This window comes from Azospirillum sp. UENF 112521 (genome assembly GCF_058780665.1).
The window spans coordinates 667,030-689,423 of sequence record NZ_JBSNCI010000004.1 but is presented as its reverse complement, the minus strand read 5'-3'; the positions used below and the strand labels follow the sequence as shown (position 1 = coordinate 689,423).

The following is a 22,394-nucleotide window of genomic DNA, read 5'->3' as shown; positions in this document are numbered from 1 at the left end:
TCCGTCTCAGTTAGCCCAAGTTCCGGGATCCCGTCATGGACGCTGACCTCACGCTCGACATCCGCAACCTGCAAACCCACTTCACCGCCGATCCCGGCGTGTCGAAGGCGGTGGACGGCGTGTCCTTCGCCGTGCGCCGCAACGAGACGCTGGCCGTCGTCGGCGAATCCGGCAGCGGCAAGTCGGTGACCAGCCTGTCGGCGATGCGGCTGATCCCGACGCCGCCGGGCATCATCGCCGGCGGCGAGATCCTGTTCCGCGGCCGCGACGGGCAGGTGCGCGACCTCGCCCGCCTCAGCGAGCGCGCCATGCGCCGCGTCCGCGGCAACGAGATCGGCATGATCTTTCAGGAGCCGATGACCTCGCTGAACCCGGTCTACACCGTCGGCGACCAGATCGGCGAGGCGCTGCGCTACCACCAGGGCCTCGACCGCCGGGCGGCGCGGGCCGAGGCGCTGGCCATGCTGAAGAAGGTCGGCATCCCGGCGGCGGAGCGGCGGCTGGACGAGTATCCGCACCAGATGTCGGGCGGCATGCGCCAGCGCGTGATGATCGCCATGGCGCTGGCCTGCCGCCCCACCCTGCTGATCGCCGACGAGCCGACCACCGCGCTCGACGTGACCATCCAGGCGCAGATCCTCGACCTGATGCGGCGGCTTCAGGAGGAGACCGGCACCTCGATCCTGTTCATCACCCACAATCTGGGCGTGGTGGCCGAAGTGGCGCACCGGGTGGTGGTGATGTATTCCGGCCGCATCGTCGAGGAGGGCGATGTCCGCTCCCTGCTGAAATCGCCCAGGCACCCCTACACCCGCGGGCTGCTGGCCTGCATGCCGCATCTGGGCCAGCGCCGAGGCGACGGCGGCCGGCTCTACGCCATCCCCGGCAGCGTGCCGAGCCCGGTGAACCGCCCGGCCGGCTGTACCTTCGCCCCGCGCTGTGCGCTGGCCGAACCCGCCTGCCTCGCCGCCGAACCCGTTCTGGAGCCGGTCGGCCCCGACCATTCCGCCCGCTGCCGCCGTTGGAGAGACGTGCAATGAGCACCGATACCGTTACCGAACAGCCCCTGCTGAGCGTCCGCAATCTGGAGAAGCGCTTTGCGGTGCGCGGCGGGCTGCTGCAACGGCCGGTCGGCTGGGTGAAGGCGGTGGACGATCTGTCCTTCGACCTGAACCGCGGCGAGGTGCTGGGGCTGGTCGGCGAATCCGGATCGGGCAAGACCACCGCCGGGCGCAGCATCCTGCGGCTGATCGAGCCGACCGGCGGCTCCATCCGCTTCAACGGGCAGGAGATCACCGGCCTGGGCACGGCAGAGATGCGGGCGCAGCGCCGCCGCATGCAGATCGTCTTCCAGGACCCCTATGCCAGCCTCGACCCGCGCCAGCGCGTGCGCGAGGTGATCGGCGAGGCCCTGACGATCCACGGCATCGGCACCCGCGCCGACCGCCGCGACCGCGTGGCGGCGCTGCTGGAGAAGGTGGGCCTGAGCGCCGACGCCATGGACCGCTTCCCGCACGAATTCTCCGGCGGCCAGCGCCAGCGCATCGGCATCGCCCGCGCGCTGGCGGTGGAGCCCGACTTCATCGTCGCGGACGAGCCGGTGTCGGCGCTCGACGTCTCGGTGCAGGCGCAGGTGGTCAACCTGCTGGGCGATCTGCAGCGCGAGCTGGGGCTGGCGGTGCTGTTCATCGCCCATGATCTGGCGGTGGTGCGCTACATCAGCGACCGGGTGGCGGTGATGTATCTCGGCCGCCTGATGGAGATCGCGCCGAGCGACAGCCTGTACGAGCGTCCGCGCCACCCCTACACCATGGCCCTGCTGTCGGCCGCCCCCGACCCGGACCCCGACGCGCCGAAGACCCGCATGCTGCTGGACGGCGACGTGCCGAGCCCGATGAACCCGCCGTCCGGCTGCGTCTTCCGGACGCGCTGCCCGTTCGCGCTGCCCGCTTGTGCCGAGCCGGAAGCCCGGGCGCTGCGCGAGGTGGCGCCGGGGCATTCGGTGGCTTGCATTCGGGATGATGTGGGGGTGGGGTGAGGGGCCGTTGTTGGGCAACGACCGGTGAGAAGTTTCTGGTCATGATTCCGGTCGGAGAGGACCGTTACTCGATCCACGCTAACTGAAATTAGCCTTACAATTATCCAAGGTATTTCGCGATGATTTGCTTCGCAGTTCGATCCAAACTCGGATAAATAGTTGACTCCTTTATGCCCAGCATCTGAAGGCTTTTCCGTACAGCAGACGTTTTATCTTTGTCAACTCGATACCTTTTTATCTGAAAGGAAGGATGTTTGTTCAATTCTTCTTCGACTCCAAATATCAAAAACGCGCCATCTTGAGCTCTAATTCTTGGGTTGCTTAACTTAGGAGAAACAACGAATATATTAGATAGATGCTCCCTCTTTATCCTCTCAGTGAAATTTGGTCTCTTTTGCACGATGAAGTCAAAAAGCCTTTTCCCGGCATCACTATTTTTGAGAGAGTCATCATCTCTGCATTCTTTGACCGCTTTTTGCTCTGAAGCGGTCAGATTTGCAAGATTTGATATACAATGAACAGTATCTGAATCGTAGTACTTAAACTGCTGCATTTCAACGGTTATTGATATAACTTCGGCATGATCCTTATTATCGATTTCGCACGCGAAGAACAAAGCAACAAGAGGATTATAAGTAACATCAAGAAGGCGAGTTGGAAGTCCGTAATGCTGCATTCTCACAAGATTTTCAAAAACGTTAACGTCATCAGCAAAATCTTCAGGATGCCTTGTAATCAGCTCCCTCAGTATCGTATTTTCTCTAGATTTTACCTTAGAGTTGTTATCTCTAAAAATGGCTGGTTTAAGTTTATGCCTAAAGGACGTATGACCTCTGTAAAGGGTAATTTTCCCTTCTTGCTGTCCATCTTTCTCAATGGCCTGGAGTATATCCCATAGGCTTTCCATCGGCGCGGGGGCTGGAGGCCTTCCTCTTCTTCCAGATGATGAAGAACCCTGCCCATCTATTTCAACGTCTGTATCATCAGATACTTTATCCACGACGATCTCCACACAGAAGCAAGCCTAACACACTTTCAAAACTTCGAGTTTGCTTGATGGATATTACTTATTTGAATTTACACCTCGTTTTAAAATGAAGCACTTGCATAAATACAATTTAAGATACAGCTTTCTTTCAGGTCAATAGTTTTCAGCGTATATGTCGGCTTTCCGTTGATTAAAGGTTGATAATCCGCACAAGATTATTCTACCGCCGACATTCTCCGCCCCACTCAAACAGATTTTTGCTCCCCTCACCCCCGCCGCGCCGCCTCGATAGCCGCCACGTCGATCTTCGTCATCCCCATCATCGCCTCGAACGCCCGCTTGGCCTCATCCCCGCCCGCCGCCAGCGCATCGGTCAGCACGCGGGGCGTGATCTGCCAAGAGATTCCCCAGCGGTCCTTGCACCAGCCGCAGGCGCTCTCCTGGCCGCCGTTGCCGGTGATGGCGGTCCAATAGCGGTCGGTCTCCTCCTGGTCGTCGGTGGCGATCTGGAACGAAAACGCCTCGCTGTGGGTGAAGGCCGGGCCGCCGTTCAGGCCGAGGCAGGGGAGGCCGGCGACGGTGAACTCGACCGTCAGAACGTCGCCCGCCTTGCCGGACGGGTAGTCGGCGGGGGCGCGGTGGACGGCGGTCACCGTGCTGTCGGGGAAGGTCTCGGCATAGAAGCGGGCGGCGGCCTCGGCGTCCTTGTCGAACCAGAGGCAGATCGTGGTCTTGGCGACGGCCATGGCGGGTCCTTTCGCGCTGGAACCGAACCGGCCGGGCGCGGGGTCGAACGGGCCGGCCCCTCCCGGTCCGACACCATACCGTGTTCAGTAGGGCTTCACCACCACCAGCGTCACGATGGCGATGGCCCCGGCGATCACCGCCAGCGGAGAGAAGCGCAGCAGCGGCGACACCGGCCGCGCCCCCGGTTCGCCCAGCCGGCGCAACCCGGCGGCGATCTTGCCGTGCAGGGCGGACAGGATGAGGACGATGATGACCTTCGCCACCAGCCACGGCTCGAAGCCCCAGCCGCCGACCACCACCAGCGTGATGCCCAGCAGCCACGCCAGCCCCATCGCCGGGGAGGTCACGCGGCGCTCCCAGCGGGCCATGGCGCGCAGCAGGCGGGCCGGTCCTTCCTCGACGGCGGTCGCGGGGTCCAGGGCGCTGATCAGGATGGCGGCGGCGGACATCCCCAGGATCCAGAGCGTCACCGCCGTGACGTGCAGCCCGATAAGCCAGATATACACCGCGACCGTCCTTCAAAAGCCCGGCCCGACCTCGCGTCAGGCGCCCACTTGCAGGATGATCTTACCGCGGCCGTGGCCGGAATCGAGCCGTTCGTGCGCCTTGCCGACCTCTTCCAGCGGCAGAACGGCGTCGACGATCACCTTGGCCTGTCCGCGCACGAACAGCGGCGCCATCTCGCGCAGGCGGGCGCCCTCGCGGGTCAGGAAGGTGCCGTAGAGGGTCTGGTTCTTCACATAGAGCGCGTTCAGGTCGCCGGTCGGCGGCAGGATGGTGGCGATGCGGCCGAAGGGACGCGTGACCTGCGTGCTCAGCGGCACATTGCCGCCGGCGGTGTCGAAGGACGCGTCCACCCCTGCCCCGCCCGCTTCGCGCAGGATTTGGTCTGCCACGTCGGCGTCGCGGTAGTCGAGCGTCACGTCGGCGCCGAGATCGCGCATCGCCTCGTGGTTGGCCTTGCTGGCGGTGGCGAGCACGCGGGCGCCGGCCGCCTTGGCGAACTGGATGGCGAAGCTGCCGACGCCGCCGGCCCCGCCATGGATCAGTACCGTCTCGCCCGGCCGCACCGCCAGACGCCGCACGATGGCCTCCCACGCCGTGCCACCGGCCAGCGGGATGCCCGCCGCCTCGACGTGGGAAAGGCCGGGCGGCTTGTGGGCGACGATTGACGCGGCGGCGACGGTGTATTCGGCATAGCTGCCGTTGGGGTTGCCGAAGATCTCCGGGGTGTAGAACACCTCGTCGCCGGCCTTGAAGCCGGTCACGCCGGGGCCGGCCTCCTCGACCACGCCCGACACGTCATAGCCGAGCACCGCGGGAAAGGGGATGCCGGCCCAGTTGCCGGCCTGACGGATCTTGGCGTCCACCGGGTTGGTGCCCGACGCCACCACGCGGACCAGCAGTTCGCCCGGACCCGCCACCGGGCGCGGCCGGTCCTGAAGCTCGAACACGTCGGGACCGCCGAACCGTGAAATCACCATCGCACGCATGCCGCCATCCTCCGTTCCGGCTGTTGCACTGGAAAAGCAGCAACGTGGATCGCGGACCCCGCCTGTCCAGCGGGGGAGAGAGGGGACTTCTTCGGGGAGGGTCAGCCGATGCGGAACTCCTCGCGGTGGATCGCGGTCATCGGCAGCCCCTCCGGCCCGATGGCGCCGCGATACATGCCGGAGCAGTTGAAGGGCAGAGCCACCCGGCCGTCGCGGTCGATGGCGATCAGGCCGCCGGAGCCGCCGATCACGCCCAGCTCGTCCACCACGTCGCCGGCAGCGCGCTCCAGGGTCTGGCCGGCCCAGCGCATGCGGGCGTCGATCTCGTGGGCGGCGCAGCGGCGGATAAAATGCTCGCCATGGCCGGTGGCGGAGACGGCGCAGGTGATGTTGTCGGCGAAGGTACCGGCGCCGATCACCGGGCTGTCGCCGACCCGGCCCTTGGCCTTGGCGGTCATGCCGCCGGTCGAGGTGGCGGCGGCGAGGTTGCCGTCGCGGTCGCGGGCGACAGCGCCGACGGTGCCGTGGCGGCGCTGCTCGTCCCCATCGTCGGGGGCGTTGGAGCGGCGGCGCTCCAGCTCGGCCTGGAGGGCGTCCCAGCGCGGCTGGGTGAAGAAATAGGGGGCCTCCTCCATCGCCAGACCCTGGCGGCGGCAGAGATCCAGCGCGCCCTCGCCGATCAGCAGGACATGCTCGCTGTGCTCCATGACGGCGCGGGCGGCCAGAATGGGGTTGCGCGGGCCGAACAGGCCGGCCACCGCCCCGGCGGCGCGGTCGCGGCCGTCCATGATGGCGGCGTCCATCTCCTGCACGCCCTCTGCGGTGAAGACGGCGCCGCGGCCGGCGTTGAACAGCGGCTCGTCCTCCAGCGCCATCACGGCGGCGGTCACGGCGTCGAGCGCGCTGCCGCCGTCGGCCAGCACCTCGTGCCCGGCGGCCAGCGCCCGGCGCAGGCCGGCGTGGTAGCCCTCGGTCAGCGCCGGGGTCAGGGCGCTGCGCTTGATGGTGCCGGCGCCGCCATGGATGGCAAGAGCGAAGGGCTGCGGGTGCGAAAGGGTCATGGGTGCGGGTCTCAGCGCAGGGTGGCCGACATGGCGGACAGGGTGTTGATCCAGCCGAGTGCTGCGGCCATGCTGGCGGCCGGCAGGCGGATGGTGACAGGATCGAGCCGCTCCGACACCGGGATCAGCGACGCCAGATCGGCCAGTGCCGGGCTGTTCATCTCGATCTCCAGCCGGTAGGGCGCACCATCGGCCTGCGGCGGGACGCGGAAGGGCGGGATGCTGGACGCCCGGCGGACGGCGCGGCTTGCGGCTTCGCGGATGCGGTCGCGGGCGACCGACGGGGCGACGGAGCGGGCGGCGCGCTGGCCCAGCGCCTGCTTGACCACCACCCGTTCGGCATCGGGGAACAACGGGGCCATCTCGACGGCGAAGCGGTCGTCGCCGCTCAGCAGGATCACCGGCACGCCGATCTCGCCGGCATAGGCGCCGTAATTGCCGGCCTCCCCCAGCTCCAGCCCGTTCACCCGGACGCGGCCGAAGGCGAAGCTGTTGGTGGTGTGGGCGAGGATGCCGTACTGGCGCGCCGAGGTGTGGAAGCCGACGCACATCACGCCCGCCGCGTCCGGCTCCAGCCCGGCGAACATGCCGATGGGCTTCGGCCGGCCAAGGATCAGCTCGGCGGCGGGGTGCAGTTCGTCGGGCAGCAGGTTGACCATCGGGCCGTGGCTGTCGTTGACCAGGATTTCGCTGGCCCCGGCCTCCAGCGCGCCGTCGATGGCGGCGTTGACCTCGGCGGTCATCAGGCGGCGGGCGCGCTCGTATTCGGCATTGCCCGGCGTCACCTGCTGCTGGGAGACCACGCCGGCCACCCCTTCGATGTCGGCGGAAATGTAGATCTTCACGGAGTGCTCCCGGAGGTGAGCGTATCGGACAGGCAGGGCCGGGTGGCGCCGTCGCGGCCGACCACCGGCGTGGCGGCGGCGAGAGCGTCGAGGACGGCCTCCTGCGTCGCGTCGGCCATCGCCTCGAACAGCCTGTCGATGCGGTGTTCGTTCACCATGCGCAGGGCCAGGATGTCGGCCCGCTCGTCATGGTCGATGCGGTTGGCGGTGGTGAAGCCAAGCGCGATGTCGCCGCTGCCATGGCCCCAGAAGGACCCCACCCGCGCCAGCCCGACCCCGGCGCGGCGGATCACCCGGCGCAGCTGGCGGTGGTCGAGCGGCACGTCGGTGGCGGCGATGACGATGACGGAGCCCTTCTCCGGCGCATCGTCCTGCGCCGGCGGGGCGACGCGGCGGCCGTCCGGCAGGCGCAGCTCACCGGGTCGGCCGAAATTCGCCAGCACCAGCACGCCGAGGTGATGACGCTTGCCGTCCAGCTTCAGCCGGCGCGACGCGGTGCCGATGCCGCCCTTGAAGCCGAAACAGGACATGCCGCGCCCGGCCCCGACCGATCCGACCGCGACCTCGGCACCGTCCGCTTCCGACAGGGCGGCGGCGAGCGCAGCGGCGGCGTTGGCCTCCGTCACCGCCAGTGCCTGGATGTCGTTCAGCGGGCCGTCGTTGCACTCCATCACCAGCGGATTGACGGTGGCGGTGCTGCGGCCGATGTCGGGATTGGCGGCGATGGCGTGGCGGACCAGGGCGGTGGAGGCGGTGCCGACCGACAGGGTGTTGGTCAGCAGGATCGGGGTTTCCAGCGCGCCGAGTTCCTCCACCTGCATCAGCCCGACGCTCTTGCCGAATCCGTTCAGCACCTCCGCCGCGGCGACGGGCTTGTCGCGGTAGAGGTTGCCGGCATGGGGCAGGATGGCGGTGACGCCGGTCTGGACGGCGCCGTCATCGAGCGTGACGTGAGCGATGCGCACGCCCGGAACGTCGGTGATGGCGTTGCGCGGCCCCGGCGTCAGCCGGCCGCAGGCGAGCCCGAAGGCCCGCGCGCGTCTCGCCGGTTCAGCGCAGTTTGGGGTCGAGGGCATCGCGCAGTCCGTCGCCGAGCAGGTTGAAGGCCAGCACCGTCAGGAAGATGGCGAGGCCGGGATAGAAGGTGACATGGCTGGCGACGCCGATGTAGCTGCGCCCGTCGGCCAGCATGGCGCCCCATTCCGGGCTGGGCGGCTGGGCGCCGAGGCCGATGAAGCTGAGGCTCGCCGCCGTCAGGATCGAGGTGCCGATGCGCATCGAGACATAGACGATCACACTGGGCAGCGTGCCGGGCAGGATGTGACGGACCATCAGCAGCCGGTCGCGCACGCCGATTGCGCGGGCGGCATCAACATAGACCGCGCGCTTCAGCGACAGCGTGCTGCCGCGCACCAGACGGGCGAAGACGGGAACGCTGAAGATCGCCACCGCATAGATGACGTTCTCGATGCCCGGCCCGAGGATGGCGACGATGCCGATGGCCAGCAGGATGCCGGGGAAGGCCAGCAGCACGTCGCAGACGCGCATGATCAGGCTGTCGATCCAGCCGCCGCGGAAGCCGGCGATCAGACCCAGCGCCACGCCGGCCACCCCGCCCAGCAGCACCGACAGCAGCCCGACCGACAGCGAGATGCGGGCACCCCACAGGATGCGGCTAAAGATGTCACGGCCATAAGCGTCGGTGCCGGCCCAATGGTCGGCCGAGGGGCCTTCCAGGATGCGGTCGTAATCGAAGGCCGCCGGGTCGAAGGGGGCGATCAACGGTGCCGCCGCCGCGGCCAGCGCCAGCGCCAGCAGACAGAAGCCGGCCGCCATGGCGGTGCGGTTGCGCCGGAACTTGCGCCAGAACTCGCGCAGCGGCGAGCGGACGGCTTCATGAGTTGCGGCGGCCACGCCGGTTGCGTCTGTCGTGGTCATGAGTAGCGAATCTCGGGGTTGGCGAAGGCGTACAGCACATCGACCAGCAGGTTGATGATGATGAACTCCAGCGAGAACAGCAGGATCTCCGCCTGGATGACGGTGTAGTCGCGGTAATTGACGCTATCCACCAGCAGCCGGCCCAGACCCGGCCAGGAGAACACCGTCTCCACCACGATGGACCCACCGAGCAGGAAGCCGAACTGCAAACCGACCATGGTGATGATCGGGATCAGTGCGTTGCGCAGCGTGTGCTTCCACACCACCAGCCGGGCCGGCACGCCCTTGGCCCGCGCGGTGCGGACATAATCCTCGCGCGCGATCTCGATGAAGGCGGAGCGGGTGAAGCGCGCCATGACAGCGGCGACGCCGAGGCCGAGCGTCAGCGACGGCATGACGTAATGCTGCCAGGTGCCGTAACCGCTGGTCGGCAGCCAGCCGAGCTTGACCGAGAACAGGTCGATCATCAGCAGACCGAGCCAGAAGGACGGAAAGGCGATGCCCGACACCGCGACGATCATGCCGACATGGTCCTGCCAGCGCCCGCGCTTGGTGGCGGACGCCACGCCGATCAGCAGCCCCGCCAGCGTCGCCCACACCATGGCGACGACGGTGAGGTAGAGCGTGGGCAGGAACCGTTCGCCGATCTCCTGCGACACCGGCCGCTTGGACTTCATCGACCGCCCGAACTCGCCCTGCACCGCATTGCCGAGGAAGCGTCCGTACTGCACCCACAGCGGCTGGTCGAGACCGAGATCCTGGCGCACCAGTTCGACGTCCTGCTGGGTGGCATCCGGCCCGGCGACCAGCCGCGCCGGATCGCCCGGCAGCAGATGGACGAAGCCGAAGACGAAGACGGAGATCACCAGCAGAACCGGCAGGATGCCGGCAAGACGGCCGACGAGATATTTCAGCATGGGGCAGAGGTCCTGGGTAGGCAGAGAAAAGATGCCCCCTCCCCGCTATCGGCGGACCGAAGGTCCGCCTGTCGCGTCAGCGCAAACGAAGTTTGCGCGAGAGCGGGGGAGAGAGGGCGATTTTTCACATCACTGCAGGTCGGCCTCTTCCATCTGCAGGCCGCCGTCGGCGACGTAGTAGAAGCCGGTCAGCTTCTTCGACTTGCCGGCCAGCAGGTTCTCGACGCCGAGGAAGATCCAGGGCGCGTCCTTCCAGATCTGCTCCTGGGCGACACGGTAGGCCTCGGCGCGCTTGGCGGTGTCGGCGGTGCCGATGCCGGTCTCGATGGCGGCGTCGACGGTGTCGTTCTTGTAGTAGGCGACGTTGAAGAACTTCGGCGGGAAGCCCTTGCCCCACAGCAGCGGGCGCAGGCCCCAGTCGGCGTCGCCAGTCGAGGCCGACCAGCCGCCATACTGCATCTGCACCGTGGCATCCTCCGGCTTCTCGACGCCCCAGACGCGGGCGGTCTCGACGCCGGATTCGAGCGGGGTGACGGTCAGCTTGACGCCGATCTGCGACAGCTGCTGCTGGACGAACTGCATGCCGCGGATGAAGTTGGTGCTGTTGCGGCCGAACATCTCGGCCTCGAAGCCGTTCGGATAGCCGGCTTCGGCCAGCAGCGCCTTCGCCTTGGCGAGGTCGTAGGTGTACTGGTTGGGCTGGGCGACGTGGAAGCCCAGCTTGGACGGGATTGCCGAATCCAGCGGGCCGGCATAGCCGCGATAGACCACCTTGGCGTAGGCGTTCTTGTCGATGGCGTAGTTCAGCGCCTGACGGACGCGCGGGTCGTTGAACGGCTTCTTCATGGTGTTCATCGCCACATAGCGGGCGATGATCGACGGGGCGTCGATCAGCTCAAGCTGGTTGTTGGCTTCCACCATCTTCACCATCTCGGGCGGCAGCGGATAGATGAACTGCGCCTCGTTGGTCTGGAGCATGGCGATGCGGCTGCCGTTCTCCGGCACGCTCTTCAGCGTGACGTGGTCGATCTTCGGCAGGCCCGGCTTCCAGTATTTGTCGTTCTTCTCGACCTTGAGGGTGTCCGCTTCCCAGCTGACGAACTTGTAGGGGCCGGTGCCGACCGGGTGGCGGCCGATCTCCTTGCCGAAGGTCTCCAGCGCCTTCGGGCTGTGGATCATCGCGCCGGGGTGGGCGAGGTTGTTGTTCAGCGCGCCGAAGGGCTGCGCCAGCTTCAGCGTGATCGTGTAGTCGTCGACCACCACCGTCTCGGCCAGCATCGCCAGCAGGCTCTGGCGCTTCAGCCGGTTGGCCGGGTTGGCGAGGCGGTCGAAGTTGGTCTTCACCGCCTGGGCGTTGAAGGGCGTGCCGTCATGGAAGGTGACGTTCTTGCGCAGGCGGTAGGTGTATTCGGTGGCGGTGTCGTTGACGGTGAAGCTTTCCGCCAGCAGCGGCACCAGCTTCATGTCCTTGTCGAAGCCGAACAGGCCCTGGAGCATGGTGCGGCTGGCCGACTGCGACAGGGTGTCGTTGATGTCGGCCGGGTCCAGCGTCGTGATGTTGTCGGGCAGGCCGACGACCAAATCCTTGGCGGCGAAGGCCGGGCCGGCGAGAGCGGTGCCGGCGAGCAGGCCGGCGAGAAGCGGAAGGGCGAAGCGGTTCACGTGTAGGCTCCCTGCTTTTTTGGTTCGGAAATCGGCAAACTCAGAAGTCGCCGCCCACGGCGTGGCGCGCGACGAAATGGTCGTCGCCGACCGGCACCAGCGGCTGCACCAGCGGCTCGTCGCCGATGCTGCGGATCGGGCTCGGGATCTCGCCGGTCAGCAGCCGCAGGTCGCGGGTGCGGCGGCTGGGATCGGCGACGGGCACCGCCGCCATCAGGCGGCGGGTGTAGGGATGCTGCGGATTCTCGAACACGGCGCGGCGGGGGCCGAGTTCGACGATCTGGCCGAGATACATCACCGCGACGCGGTGGCTGACCCGCTCCACCACCGCCATGTCGTGGCTGATGAACAGGTAGGACAGGCCGCGCCTGGCCTGGAGTTCCATCAGCAGATTGACGATCTGCGCCTGGATCGACACGTCGAGCGCCGCCACCGCCTCGTCGGCGATGATCAGCTTGGGGTCGCAGGCGATGGCGCGGGCGATGCAGATGCGCTGGCGCTGGCCGCCGGAGAATTCGTGCGGATAGCGGCGCGCGTGTTCCGGCTTGAGCCCCACCTGGGTCAGCAGTTCCGCCACCCGCTCCTCGACGGCGCGGCGGCGCGACAGGCCGGGCCTGGATGCGGGCGCATAATCGTGGACCAGCATCGGCTCGGCGACGCTGAAGCCGACGGTCATTCGCGGGTTCAGCGAGGCGAAGGGATCCTGGAAGATGTACTGGATCTTCTCCTTCAGCTTCGCCTGACCGTTGGAATCGAGCGTCGCGGTGTCGAGCCCGTCGAAGCGGATGGTTCCGGAGGTGGCGGCCTGGAGACCCATGATGGTGCGGCCGGTGGTCGACTTGCCACAGCCGGACTCGCCGACCAGCGCCAGCGTCTCGCCCGGACGGACGGCGAAGCTGACCTTCTCCACCGCATGGACGCGGGCCTTCAGCGAGCCGAAGATACCCTTGCGCACGTCGAAGCGGGTGGTGAGGTCGCGCACCTCCAGCAGCGGGGCGTCGGCCGCGCGCACGGTGTCCTGCACCGGCGGCGGGGCCGGCGGCGCAGCCTCCGCCTTGGCGTCATCGACCACCAGCAGCGGGAAGCGCACCGGCAAGTCCTGGCCGCGCAGCGCGCCCAGCTTCGGCACGGCGGACAGCAGCGCCTTGGTGTAGGGGTGCTGCGGCGCCTGGAAGATGCGCTCGACAGGCCCCTCCTCCACCTTGCGGCCGCGCCACATCACGACGACGCGGTCGGCCACTTCGGCCACCACGCCCATGTCGTGGGTGATGAAGATGACGCCCATCCCCATCTCGTCCTGCAACAGCCGGATCAGCCGCAGGATCTGCGCCTGGATGGTCACGTCGAGCGCCGTGGTCGGCTCGTCGGCGATCAGCAGCGACGGCTTGCAGGACAGCGCCATGGCGATCATCACGCGCTGGCGCATGCCGCCCGACAGCTGGTGCGGGTGGCGGTCGAGCAGCCGTGCCGGTTCGGGAATGCGCACCTTCTCCAGCATGCGCAGGGCCTCCGCCCGCGCCGCCTTGCGGTCGAGCCCCTGGTGCAGCATCACCGCCTCGGCGATCTGGTCGCCGATGGTGAAGACCGGGTTCAACGACGTCATCGGCTCCTGGAAGACCATGGCGATGTCGTTGCCGCGCATGTCGGTCAGCGCTTCGGCCGGCGGCGTGGCGAGGTCGCGCTCGCGCCCGTCACGACCCTTGAAGCGGATGCGTCCGCCGACGATGCGCCCGCCGGCATAATCGACCAGACGCATCAGCGACAGCGAGGTCACCGACTTGCCGCTGCCGGATTCGCCGACGATGGCGACCGTCTCGCCGGGCGCCACGGTGAAGCTGACATCGTCGACGACGCGCAGGGGCCCGTTGTCGCCGTCGAAGGCGACGCTCAGCCCCTCGACCGACAGCAGGGCCGGCGCGGTGTAGACCTCTTTCGCGGCAGCGGCCACATTCATCGCCCCAGCCTTTCGGCGAACAGCGAGAACAGGCGGCGCCAGACCATGCCCGGCGCGCCGCTGCCGACCGGCTTGCCGTTCAGGCTGGTGACGGGCGTGATCTCCTTGGTGGTGCTGGCGATCCAGATCTCGTCGGCGGCCTCAAGCTCCGCCGCCGGGATGTCGCGCTCCTCCAGCCGCAGGCCGGCCTCGGCGGCCAGCCGCAGGATGACGATGCGGGTGATGCCCTGGAGGATGCGGTTGTCGTTGACCGGGGTGGCGATGACGCCGTCCTTCACCACGAAGATGTTGGTGGCGGCCCCTTCGGTCACCAGACCGTCGCGCAGTTGCAGCGCATCGACCACGCCGGCATCGGTCGCCGCCTGCTGCGCAAGCACGCTGCCCAGCAGCGCCACCGTCTTCAGGTCGCAGCGGCCCCAGCGGATGTCGGGGATGGTCATGGCGGCGACGCCCTGGTCGCGCCACGCCGCGGGCGGGCGCTTCAGCGGGCTGGCCATGCCGAACACCGACGGGGTGACGCCGGCCGGGAAGGCGTGGCCGCGGCTGGCCGCGGCACCGCGGGTGACCTGGAGATAGACCGTCAGGTCGCCGTCGATGCCCGACTCCGCCGCCAGCCGCTCCATGATGCCCAGCCAGTCGCCGGCCGACAGCGCGCAGTCGATGCGCAGTTCCGCCATGCCGCGTTGCAGGCGGGCGATGTGGGCCTCCGGCTCGAACAGGCGGCCATTGTAGGCCGCGGTCACCTCGTAGAGGCCGTCGGCGAACAGGAAACCGCGGTCCAGCGGCGACACATGGACCTCGTTCAGCGGCAGGTAACGCCCGTTCCAATAGGAGATCGTCATCGCTTTCCAACTTCTTCGGCGCGTGGAGGGGGAGGCCCCGGTTGATCGGCCCGGATCACTCCGTCGGGCGGTTCGATTTCGGCACGACGTGGAGGTAGGGCAGGATGCGTTCGGCGACGTCGGCGGCCTGCCCGACGCTGTCCGGTCCGGAGCGCGACAGCGCGGTGCCCAGCGCCACGATCAGCGCCATCAGCCCGGTGGGGGAGCTGTGGCGCACGCCATGGTCGGCCCCGGCCAGCAGGGTGACGTCGGCCAGCGGCACGATGGGACTGTCCGGCGCATCGGTCAGGGCGATGGCCTTGGCCCCGCGCTCCCGGCACAGCTGCAGATGCTCGATGGTCCGGCGCGAGTAGCGCGGCGAGGTGATGGCGATCACCAGATCGCCGGGCCTGACCGTCAACAGCCGGCGGATGGTGCGCTCGGTGCCGGCGAACTCGATGGCTTCGCGGACATTTTCGACATAGGGCTCCAGCACGTCGGCCAGGAACAGGGCGAGATAAGCGCTGTCGCCGAGGCCGAGCGCCACGACGCGGCCAGCCTCGCGGATCAGCCGGATGGCGGCCTCGCACTGCTCGGGCTGGAGCAGATCCATGGTGCGGGCGATGTTGCCGGCGTCGCTGGCCAGCGATTCCCGCATGATCTCGGCGTTGGAGGTGTCGCGCTGGACGGCGACGCGCAGCTTTTCCACCGGCGCGAAGGTCGACTCGAAGGCGCGCAGCAGATCCTCGCGGAACTCCGGAAAGCCGTCATAGCCGAGGAAGCGGGCATAGCGGTTGACCGACGCCACCGACACTTCCGCCGCCGCCGCCAGCTCGCCGATCTTCAGGGTCGCGGTGCGGAAGGGATAGGCCAGCGCCCACTCCCCCACCTTGGCGAGGGCGGCCGGAAGCTGCTGCTGGCAGTTCTGCATGCGGATCAGCAGCGATCCCGTCTGAATGGGCGGCTCCATCCCCCGATCCCCCTCGACTGCGTCGGCACGGCCCTTGTGAGTACAGAGTTACAGGAATGGCATATTTCTGTAAATCCATTTTCACATATGGCCGTATGCGGTGCGTGCGGGGGCCAAGCCGTCAGCGGGAACTGTCGCGAAGGAGTCGATCGGAACGGTTCAGCCAGTCTTCCAGTTTTTGCGGCCGGGCGGCGCGGGCCGGCGGCGGTGGCGGACTGGGATCGGCGTCCGCCGCTGCCGGGATGGAGGCTGATTGCGGCGGGCGGTCCAGCGGGGCACCGGCGCCGACGGTGCCGCGGGCGTCGACCCGCGGGCGGTAACGGCGGCCGTCGGCGGTGACGAACTCGCCCTCTCCGGTCGGGCGGTTGCGCTGGAACCGGCCGACATATTTGTTGCCGCTGGGGAAGGTGAGCGTGCCGAAACCGGTCCGGCGGTCGTCCTGCCACTCCCCCTCATACACGCGGCCATCGGCCCAGACATGGGTCGCCTGCCCCGAGACAAGACCGTCGCGGAAATTCCCGTCGAGGCGGCGGCCGTCGCGCCAGGTGACGCGCCCCTGCCCTTCCATCCGCCCGTCGACCAGCGTGCCCTCCACCTGCCCGTCGTAGCGGCCGTCATGGAACCAGCTGAGCACGCCGGGCCCGCTGGCCCAGCCGTCCGGGCAGGCGCCGGACCAGCGGACGGTCTTGCGCCGGTCGGGATACTGGTCCCACACCCGGCAGTCGGAGCCCTCGGCGGTCACCGCCCGTTCCGCCAGGGCGGACGCCGGCATAAGCATCACGAGGCAGGGCAGCAGAAGGGCGGCACGGACGGGCATGAAAGCCACCTTTCGCACAAGAACGGGGATGCAACCTCCAACCGTCCCTGTCCGGATTCGGTTCCGAAATGCCTGTTTTCGTATGTCTCCAGCCTCTTCCTTATCGTTTGTTAACGATGTTTGCCGCAATTATCGCGCATCGTTGGAATCGAGCATCGTGAAGGTTAGCAATGGCTCAGAAGGTTCGTGAGGACTACCGGACCCTCACCGGCCCGGAAAAGGCCGCCATCATGATGCTGGCGCTGGGCGAGGAGCATTCGTCCAAGCTGTTCTCCCTGATGGACGACGAGGAGATCAAGGAGCTGTCCCAGGTGATGGCCAACCTGGGCACGGTATCGGCCAACCTGATCGAGCGCCTGTTCGTCGAGTTCGCCGAGCAGATGTCGTCGAGCGGCACCGTCGTCGGCTCCTTCGATTCGACCGAGCGGCTGCTGCTGAAGACCCTGCCGAAGGACAAGGTCGACCAGATCATGGAGGACATCCGTGGTCCGGCCGGCCGCACCATGTGGGACAAGCTGACCAACGTGAACGAGTCGGTGCTGTCCAACTACCTGAAGAACGAATATCCGCAGACCGTCGCCGTCGTCCTGTCCAAGATCCGCTCCGACCATGCCGGCCGCGTGCTGGCGCAGCTGCCGGAAAGCTTCGCGATGGAAGTCATCATGCGCATGCTGCGCATGGAGGCGGTGCAGAAGGAGGTTCTGGACGACGTCGAGCGCACGCTGCGCACCGAGTTCATGACCAACCTCGCCCGCACCAGCCGGCGCGACAGCCACGAGATGCTGGCGGAAATCTTCAACGGGCTGGACCGCACCACCGAGCACCGCTTCATGGCTGCCCTGGAGGAGCGCAACCGCGACAGCGCCGAGCGCATCAAGTCGCTGATGTTCACCTTCGAGGATCTGTCGAAGCTCGACCCCTCGGGCGTCCAGACGATGCTGCGGACGGTCGACAAGCAGAAGCTCGGCACCGCGCTGAAGGGGGCGTCGGAGTCGCTGAAGGACCTGTTCTTCTCCAACATGTCCGAGCGCGCCGCCAAGATCCTGCGCGAGGACATGGCAGCGATGGGACCGGTCCGCGTCCGCGACGTGGACGAGGCGCAGATGTACATGGTGCAGCTGGCGAAGGATCTGGCCGCCCGCGGCGAGCTGGTCCTGGCCGAGGGCAGCGGCGAGAACGAGCTGATCTACTGACCGGCGGGTGCGGTTGCCGCCGATAAGCGGCGGGCGGCGCTGACTTTTTTCCCGCCGGGCCTCACAGGGGGTTTGACGGACGGTCCGGAACGGTGAACCTTTGGAGTCCGATCAAGGGCGGGATCAGGGGAGCGGCTGCCGCTCTCCTCCGACCGGCCAGAAGGCCGGCGGATGCCGCATCGGGCAACAACAGGGGGCTTTGCGAACATCATGACCGCTCACACGCTGCATTCCCATCTCGTCAGCCGGATCGCCGGTCCGGTCGTCGCCGGCCTTCTGGGGCTGGGCGTCGCCGCCGGGCCGATGGCAGCGCTTGCCGAAACCTGGGACATGCCGACCCCGTATCCGGACACGAACCTGCACACCATCGTGGTGAAGCAATTCGCCGACGACGTGAAGGCGGCCACCGCCGGCAAGATCCAGATCACCGTCCATTCCAACGGCTCGCTGATCCGCCATCCGGAGATCAAGCGCGCGGTCCAGTCCGGTCAGGCCCAGCTGGGCGAGGTACTGATCAGCTCCTGGGCGAACGAGGATCCGCTCTACGGCCTCGATTCGGTGCCCTTCCTCGCCACCGATTTCAAGTCCGCCCACAAGCTGTACGAGGTCTCCAAGCCCTATCTGGAGAAGAAGCTGGAGCGCCAGCGCCTGAAGCTGCTCTACTCGATTCCGTGGCCGCCGCAGGGCCTGTACGTGAAGGACGAGATCCAGTCGGTCGACGGGCTGAAGAGCCAGAAGTTCCGCGCCTACAACCCGGCCACCACCCGCATCGCCGAACTGAGCGGCGCCATCCCGGTGAAGATCGAGGCGGCCGAAGTGGCGCAGGCCTTCGGCACCGGCATCGTCACCGCGATGATCACGTCGGCCGCCACCGGCGTCGACACCAAGGCCTGGGACTTCGTGAAGGTCTATTACGACGTGCAGGCCTGGCTGCCGCGCAACATGGTGTTCGTCAACACCGAGGTCTGGAAGGGTTTGGACGCCGGCACCCAGAAGGCGATCCAGGACGCCGCGGCGAAGGCCGAGGCCACCGGCTGGGCCGAGTGGGAGAAGAAGACGGCCGATCTGAACAAGACCATGTCCGACAACGGCATGAAGGTCCTGCTGCCGTCCGACAAGCTGAAGGAAGGCCTGTCCGCAATCGGCAAGACCATGACCGCCGAATGGACGAAAGCGGCCGGTGCCGACGGCGAGGCGATCATTTCCGCCTTCGGCAAGTAACCGGTCCGGATGTGTCCGGCCGGCTCCGCCCCAGAACAGGCGGCCGGCCGGGCCCCCTCCACGCCCCTTCGCTCCGTCCCGACCGCAGGAGGTGGTTGCGCCATGCGCACCGCACTGTCCATCCTTTACCGCGCCGCCGAGATCCTGGGCGCGGTCCTTCTTGCCGCCATCGCCGTCCTGATCGTGACGCAGGTGGCATCGCGGCTGTTCGACCGCATGGTGCCGGGGGCCGACGAGCTTGCCGGCTACTGCATGGCGGCATCCTTCTTCCTGATGCTGGGGCCGGCGCTGCGCCGCGGCGCGCACATCCGCGTCGGCGTGCTGGTGGAGCGGCTGCACGGCACCGCGCGCCGCATCTTCGAACTGCTCTGCCTGGGCTTCGCCACCGCGCTCAGCGGCTATTTCGCCTGGTACTGGGTGCGCATGACCTATGAGTCCTACGATTTCGGCGATCTCAGCCAGGGCGTGCTGCCGGTCCCGCTGTGGATGCCGCAGGCGCTGATGGCGGTGGGTCTGGTGGTGCTGGTCATCGCCTTGATCGACGATCTGCTGGCCGTGCTGCAGGGGCGGGAAGCCTCCTACCAGCATGCCGGCATGCAGAGCGAGGGCTGAGCGATGGATCAGACGACCGCATCCATCGTCGTCGTCGTGACGATGTTCCTGATGCTGGGGGCCGGCGTCTGGGTGGCGCTGGCGCTGGCCGGCGTCGGCTTCGTCGCCATGGCGCTGTTCACCGCAAGGCCGGTGGGCATGGTGATGGCGACCAACATCTGGGGGGCCAGCACCTCCTGGACGCTGACGGCCCTGCCGCTGTTCATCTGGATGGGCGAGATCCTGTTCCGCACCCGCATCTCGTCCGACATGTTCAAGGGGCTGGCGCCCTGGACCGGCTGGCTGCCCGGCCGGCTGATGCATGTGAACATCATCGGCTGCTCGATCTTCGCCGCGGTGTCCGGCTCGTCGGCCGCCACCGCCGCCACCATCGGCCGCATGACCATCCCGGAACTGAACCGCCGCGGCTACGACCCGATGATGACGCTGGGCTCGCTGGCCGGCGCCGGCACGCTGGGGCTGCTGATCCCGCCGTCGATCATCATGATCGTCTACGGCGTCGCCGCCGACGTGTCGATCGCCCGGCTGTTCATCGCCGGCGTCATTCCCGGCATCGTGCTGACCGGCCTGTTCATGCTCTATGTCGGTGGCTGGTCGCTGCTGAACCCCGACCGGGTGCCGCCGCCCGAACCGTCGCAGAGTCTGGCCGAGAAGATCCGCGACACCGGCGCGCTGATCCCGGTGATGCTGCTGATCGCCGCGGTGCTGGGCTCGATCTATGTCGGCATCGCCACCCCGACGGAGGCCGCCGGCATCGGCGTGCTGGGTTCGCTGGTTCTGGCGCTGGTGACCGGCACGCTGAACTGGACGACCTTCCGCGACAGCCTGTTCGGCGCCGCCCACACCAGCTGCATGATCGGCTTCATCCTGGCGGGTGCCGCCTTCCTGACGGTGGCGATGGGCTATACCGGCATCCCGCGCCTGCTGGCGGAATGGATCACCACCATGCAGCTGTCGCCGGCGGCCCTGCTGGTGGCGCTGACCGCCTTCTTCGTGGTGATGGGCTGCTTCCTCGACGGCATCTCGATGGTCGTGCTGACCACCTCGGTCATCCTGCCGATGGTGCAGCGGGCGGGCATCGACCTGCTGTGGTTCGGCATCTACATCATCATCGTGGTGGAGATGGCGCAGATCACCCCGCCGGTCGGCTTCAACCTGTTCGTGCTGCAATCGATGACCGGCAAGGACATCTTCACCATCGGCAAGGCCAGCCTGCCCTTCTTCCTGCTGATGGTGGTGATGGTGGCGCTGCTGTGGGTGTTCCCCGGCATGGTGTCGTGGCTGCCGTCGATGATGATCGGTTAATGAGGAAAACGTGCAAGTCCGCTTCACCAGTGCCGGCGACACCGCCTTCAATGTCGAGTTCGGCGAGACCATCGACCGGGCGACAAACGCCCGCGTCATGGATTTGCACGCCCGGCTGAAGGCGGCCCCGCCGCCGGGGCTGGTGGAGACGGTGCCGACCTTCCGCTCGCTGCTGGTGGTCTACGACCCGGTATCCACCGGGCGGCGGGAGATGCAGGCGGCGGTCGAGGCGGCGCTGGCCGGCAGAGGCACGGCGCCGGCGGAGGGGCGGCTGTGGCGGCTGCCGGTCTGCTACGATCCCGACCTCAGCCCCGATCTGGCCGAGCTGGCGGACCAGCTCGGCTTGAGCGCGGAGCGGGTGGCGGCGCTGCATGGGTCGGTGGAGTATTTCGTCTACATGCTCGGCTTCATGCCGGGCTTCGGCTATATGGGCGACCTGCCGGCGGAACTGGACCGGCCGCGCCGGACCGAGCCGCGGGTGCGGGTTCCGGCCGGCTCCGTCGCCGTCGCCGGCCGGCTGACCACCGTCTATCCGTGGGAGAGCCCCGGCGGATGGCACCTGATCGGCCGCTGCCCGGTGCCGCTCTATGACGGCAACCGGCCCGATCCGGTGCTGCTGGCGGCCGGCGACCGGGTGCGCTTCGAGGCGGTGGACCGCGCGGCGTTCGAGGAGATCGCCGAGGCGGCTTCCGCCGGACGCTTCGATCCCGCCAGCCTGAGGGCGGCGTGATGACAGGTTTTCTGACAGTGGTCCGGCCGGGCCTGTTCGCGACCATCCAGGATTTGGGACGCTTCGGCTTCCAGGAACTCGGCATGCCGGTGGCAGGCGCCCTCGACCCGGTGGCGCTGCGGCTCGCCAATGCGCTGGTCGGCAATCCGCAAGGGACGGCCGGGCTGGAGATCGCCCTGCTCGGCCCTGCCCTGCGGGTGGATGCGCCATCGGTCCGCATCGCCGCGGTCGGCCCGATGGCCCTGACGCTGGAGCGCGACGGTGCCGCTCCGCAACCGCTGGAGTCCCACCGCAGCCACACCCTGCTTTCGGGCGACGTGCTGCGGCTGGGGGCGGTGGACGGGGCGTCGGTCGCCTGCCTGGCGGTGGCTGGCGGCTTCGCGCTGGCACCGGTGATGGGCAGCCTGTCCACCTATGTGCGCGCCGGCATCGGCCCGCTCGGCGGCCGGCCGCTCGCCGAGGGGGACCGGCTGCCGCTCACGCTGGACGCCGCCCCGGACGGCCCGGACGTCGAACTGCCGCAGCCGCCCGATTACGGCGCCGGGCCGCTGCGCGTCGTTCCAGGACCGCAGGAGGACCGTTTCACCGCAACGGCGCTGGAGACCTTCCTGTCCGCGACCTACCGCGTCGGCAGCCAAGCCGACCGCATGGGGCTGCGGCTGGAGGGCCCGGCGCTGGAGCATCGCGGCTCCGCCGACATTCCGTCGGACGGGCTGGTCACCGGCTCCATCCAGGTGCCGGGCAACGGGCAGCCGATCCTGCTGCTGAACGACCACCAGACGGCCGGCGGCTATGCCAAGATCGCCACGGTGATCTCCGCCGACCTTGCCCGCGCCGGCCGCCTGCGCCCCGGCGACAGCCTGTCCTTCCAGGCCGTGACGGTGGAGGAGGCCGAGGCGATCCGCCGCCGCCAGGAGCAGGCCATCGCCGGCTGGCTCCGCGCCATCCGCCCGGTGCGCCCGGCCGGCGGCATCGACCTGGAGGCGCTTTACGGCGAGAACCTGATTTCCGGCACCGTCGACATCGTCAATGGCGGCAGCGACCTGCCCTTGCTGTGAGGCGTCGACGCAGGCCCGCCCCCG

The 22,394-nt window shown here is 67.8% G+C and carries 22 protein-coding genes; 8 read left to right on the top strand and 14 right to left on the bottom strand.

The annotated features are described in order from the left end of the window. Nucleotides 1-35 precede the first annotated feature (35 nt). A complete protein-coding gene (locus tag ACWPN8_RS23660; protein ID WP_109447632.1) occupies nt 36-1,040 on the top strand; it encodes an ABC transporter ATP-binding protein in 1,005 nt (334 codons plus the stop codon). Beyond that, the gene (locus ACWPN8_RS23655; protein ID WP_109447630.1) at nt 1,037-2,038 is read left to right on the top strand and encodes an ABC transporter ATP-binding protein; all 1,002 of its coding nucleotides are present in this window, start codon (nt 1,037-1,039) and stop codon (nt 2,036-2,038) included. Before ACWPN8_RS23660 ends, ACWPN8_RS23655 begins: the two co-directional genes overlap by 4 nt. A 100-nt stretch (nt 2,039-2,138) precedes the next feature. Here the strand turns inward: ACWPN8_RS23655 and ACWPN8_RS23650 are convergent, their stop codons facing one another. The 14 genes from ACWPN8_RS23650 to ACWPN8_RS23585 all read right to left on the bottom strand — a co-directional run bounded on the left by ACWPN8_RS23650 (nt 2,139) and on the right by ACWPN8_RS23585 (nt 16,251). Continuing rightward, nucleotides 2,139-3,050, bottom strand: a complete 912-nt coding sequence (locus tag ACWPN8_RS23650; RefSeq protein ID WP_492242492.1) for an FRG domain-containing protein — start codon at nt 3,048-3,050, stop codon at nt 2,139-2,141. A 242-nt stretch (nt 3,051-3,292) separates the two neighbouring features. After that, entirely contained in the window at nt 3,293-3,772 is a 480-nt protein-coding gene (locus ACWPN8_RS23645; RefSeq protein WP_455179053.1) for a VOC family protein, read from the bottom strand. Nucleotides 3,773-3,856: 84 nt separating this feature from the next. Continuing rightward, a complete protein-coding gene (locus ACWPN8_RS23640; protein ID WP_492242491.1) occupies nt 3,857-4,279 on the bottom strand; it encodes a CopD family protein in 423 nt (140 codons plus the stop codon). Between the two features lie 36 nt (nt 4,280-4,315). Beyond that, complete coding sequence (locus ACWPN8_RS23635) at nt 4,316-5,266, bottom strand: zinc-dependent alcohol dehydrogenase family protein (RefSeq protein WP_492242490.1); 951 nt, start codon at nt 5,264-5,266, stop codon at nt 4,316-4,318. A gap of 101 nt (nt 5,267-5,367) precedes the next feature. Continuing rightward, nucleotides 5,368-6,327 (bottom strand): isoaspartyl peptidase/L-asparaginase family protein, encoded by a 960-nt coding sequence (locus ACWPN8_RS23630; protein ID WP_492242489.1) that lies wholly within the window; start codon nt 6,325-6,327, stop codon nt 5,368-5,370. An 11-nt stretch (nt 6,328-6,338) separates the two neighbouring features. After that, nucleotides 6,339-7,172, bottom strand: a complete 834-nt coding sequence (locus tag ACWPN8_RS23625; RefSeq protein WP_492242488.1) for a M55 family metallopeptidase — start codon at nt 7,170-7,172, stop codon at nt 6,339-6,341. Then, nucleotides 7,169-8,248 (bottom strand): DmpA family aminopeptidase, encoded by a 1,080-nt coding sequence (locus tag ACWPN8_RS23620; RefSeq protein WP_492242487.1) that lies wholly within the window; start codon nt 8,246-8,248, stop codon nt 7,169-7,171. Before ACWPN8_RS23620 ends, ACWPN8_RS23625 begins: the two co-directional genes overlap by 4 nt. Continuing rightward, on the bottom strand, nt 8,223-9,110 hold the full coding sequence (locus tag ACWPN8_RS23615; protein WP_492242486.1) for an ABC transporter permease subunit: 888 nt from the start codon (nt 9,108-9,110) through the stop codon (nt 8,223-8,225). The genes ACWPN8_RS23620 and ACWPN8_RS23615 overlap by 26 nt, the downstream gene beginning before the upstream one ends. After that, entirely contained in the window at nt 9,107-10,027 is a 921-nt protein-coding gene (gsiC, locus tag ACWPN8_RS23610; protein WP_492242485.1) for a glutathione ABC transporter permease GsiC, read from the bottom strand. The genes ACWPN8_RS23615 and gsiC overlap by 4 nt, the downstream gene beginning before the upstream one ends. Nucleotides 10,028-10,156: 129 nt before the next feature. Then, nucleotides 10,157-11,689 carry an ABC transporter substrate-binding protein gene (locus ACWPN8_RS23605; protein WP_174472781.1) on the bottom strand — a complete coding sequence of 511 codons (1,533 nt, stop codon included), beginning with the start codon at nt 11,687-11,689 and terminating at the stop codon, nt 10,157-10,159. Between the two features lie 40 nt (nt 11,690-11,729). Next, nucleotides 11,730-13,643: an ABC transporter ATP-binding protein gene (locus tag ACWPN8_RS23600; protein WP_492242484.1), complete on the bottom strand. Its 1,914-nt coding sequence runs from the start codon at nt 13,641-13,643 to the stop codon at nt 11,730-11,732. Further along, nucleotides 13,640-14,485: a D-amino acid aminotransferase gene (locus ACWPN8_RS23595; RefSeq protein ID WP_492242483.1), complete on the bottom strand. Its 846-nt coding sequence runs from the start codon at nt 14,483-14,485 to the stop codon at nt 13,640-13,642. The genes ACWPN8_RS23600 and ACWPN8_RS23595 overlap by 4 nt, the downstream gene beginning before the upstream one ends. A gap of 55 nt (nt 14,486-14,540) precedes the next feature. Beyond that, a complete protein-coding gene (locus ACWPN8_RS23590; RefSeq protein WP_109447606.1) occupies nt 14,541-15,434 on the bottom strand; it encodes a MurR/RpiR family transcriptional regulator in 894 nt (297 codons plus the stop codon). A gap of 121 nt (nt 15,435-15,555) precedes the next feature. Next, a complete protein-coding gene (locus ACWPN8_RS23585; RefSeq protein ID WP_492242482.1) occupies nt 15,556-16,251 on the bottom strand; it encodes an MORN repeat-containing protein in 696 nt (231 codons plus the stop codon). A gap of 170 nt (nt 16,252-16,421) precedes the next feature. On the opposite strand from ACWPN8_RS23585, the gene fliG reads away from it, so the two are divergent. The 6 genes from fliG (at nt 16,422) to ACWPN8_RS23555 (ending at nt 22,370) form a co-directional block, all read left to right on the top strand. Then, nucleotides 16,422-17,444: a flagellar motor switch protein FliG gene (gene fliG, locus ACWPN8_RS23580; RefSeq protein ID WP_098737244.1), complete on the top strand. Its 1,023-nt coding sequence runs from the start codon at nt 16,422-16,424 to the stop codon at nt 17,442-17,444. Nucleotides 17,445-17,654: 210 nt separating this feature from the next. Then, nucleotides 17,655-18,665 (top strand): TRAP transporter substrate-binding protein, encoded by a 1,011-nt coding sequence (locus ACWPN8_RS23575; protein ID WP_109447603.1) that lies wholly within the window; start codon nt 17,655-17,657, stop codon nt 18,663-18,665. Nucleotides 18,666-18,767: 102 nt separating this feature from the next. Next, entirely contained in the window at nt 18,768-19,277 is a 510-nt protein-coding gene (locus ACWPN8_RS23570; RefSeq protein WP_109447602.1) for a TRAP transporter small permease, read from the top strand. A 3-nt stretch (nt 19,278-19,280) separates the two neighbouring features. Beyond that, nucleotides 19,281-20,582: a TRAP transporter large permease gene (locus tag ACWPN8_RS23565; protein ID WP_109447601.1), complete on the top strand. Its 1,302-nt coding sequence runs from the start codon at nt 19,281-19,283 to the stop codon at nt 20,580-20,582. A 10-nt stretch (nt 20,583-20,592) separates the two neighbouring features. Beyond that, nucleotides 20,593-21,312 (top strand): 5-oxoprolinase subunit PxpB, encoded by a 720-nt coding sequence (gene pxpB / locus ACWPN8_RS23560; protein WP_492242481.1) that lies wholly within the window; start codon nt 20,593-20,595, stop codon nt 21,310-21,312. Then, the gene (locus ACWPN8_RS23555) at nt 21,312-22,370 is read left to right on the top strand and encodes a 5-oxoprolinase subunit C family protein (RefSeq protein WP_492242480.1); all 1,059 of its coding nucleotides are present in this window, start codon (nt 21,312-21,314) and stop codon (nt 22,368-22,370) included. Before pxpB ends, ACWPN8_RS23555 begins: the two co-directional genes overlap by 1 nt. The last annotated feature ends 24 nt before the right edge of the window (nt 22,371-22,394 follow it).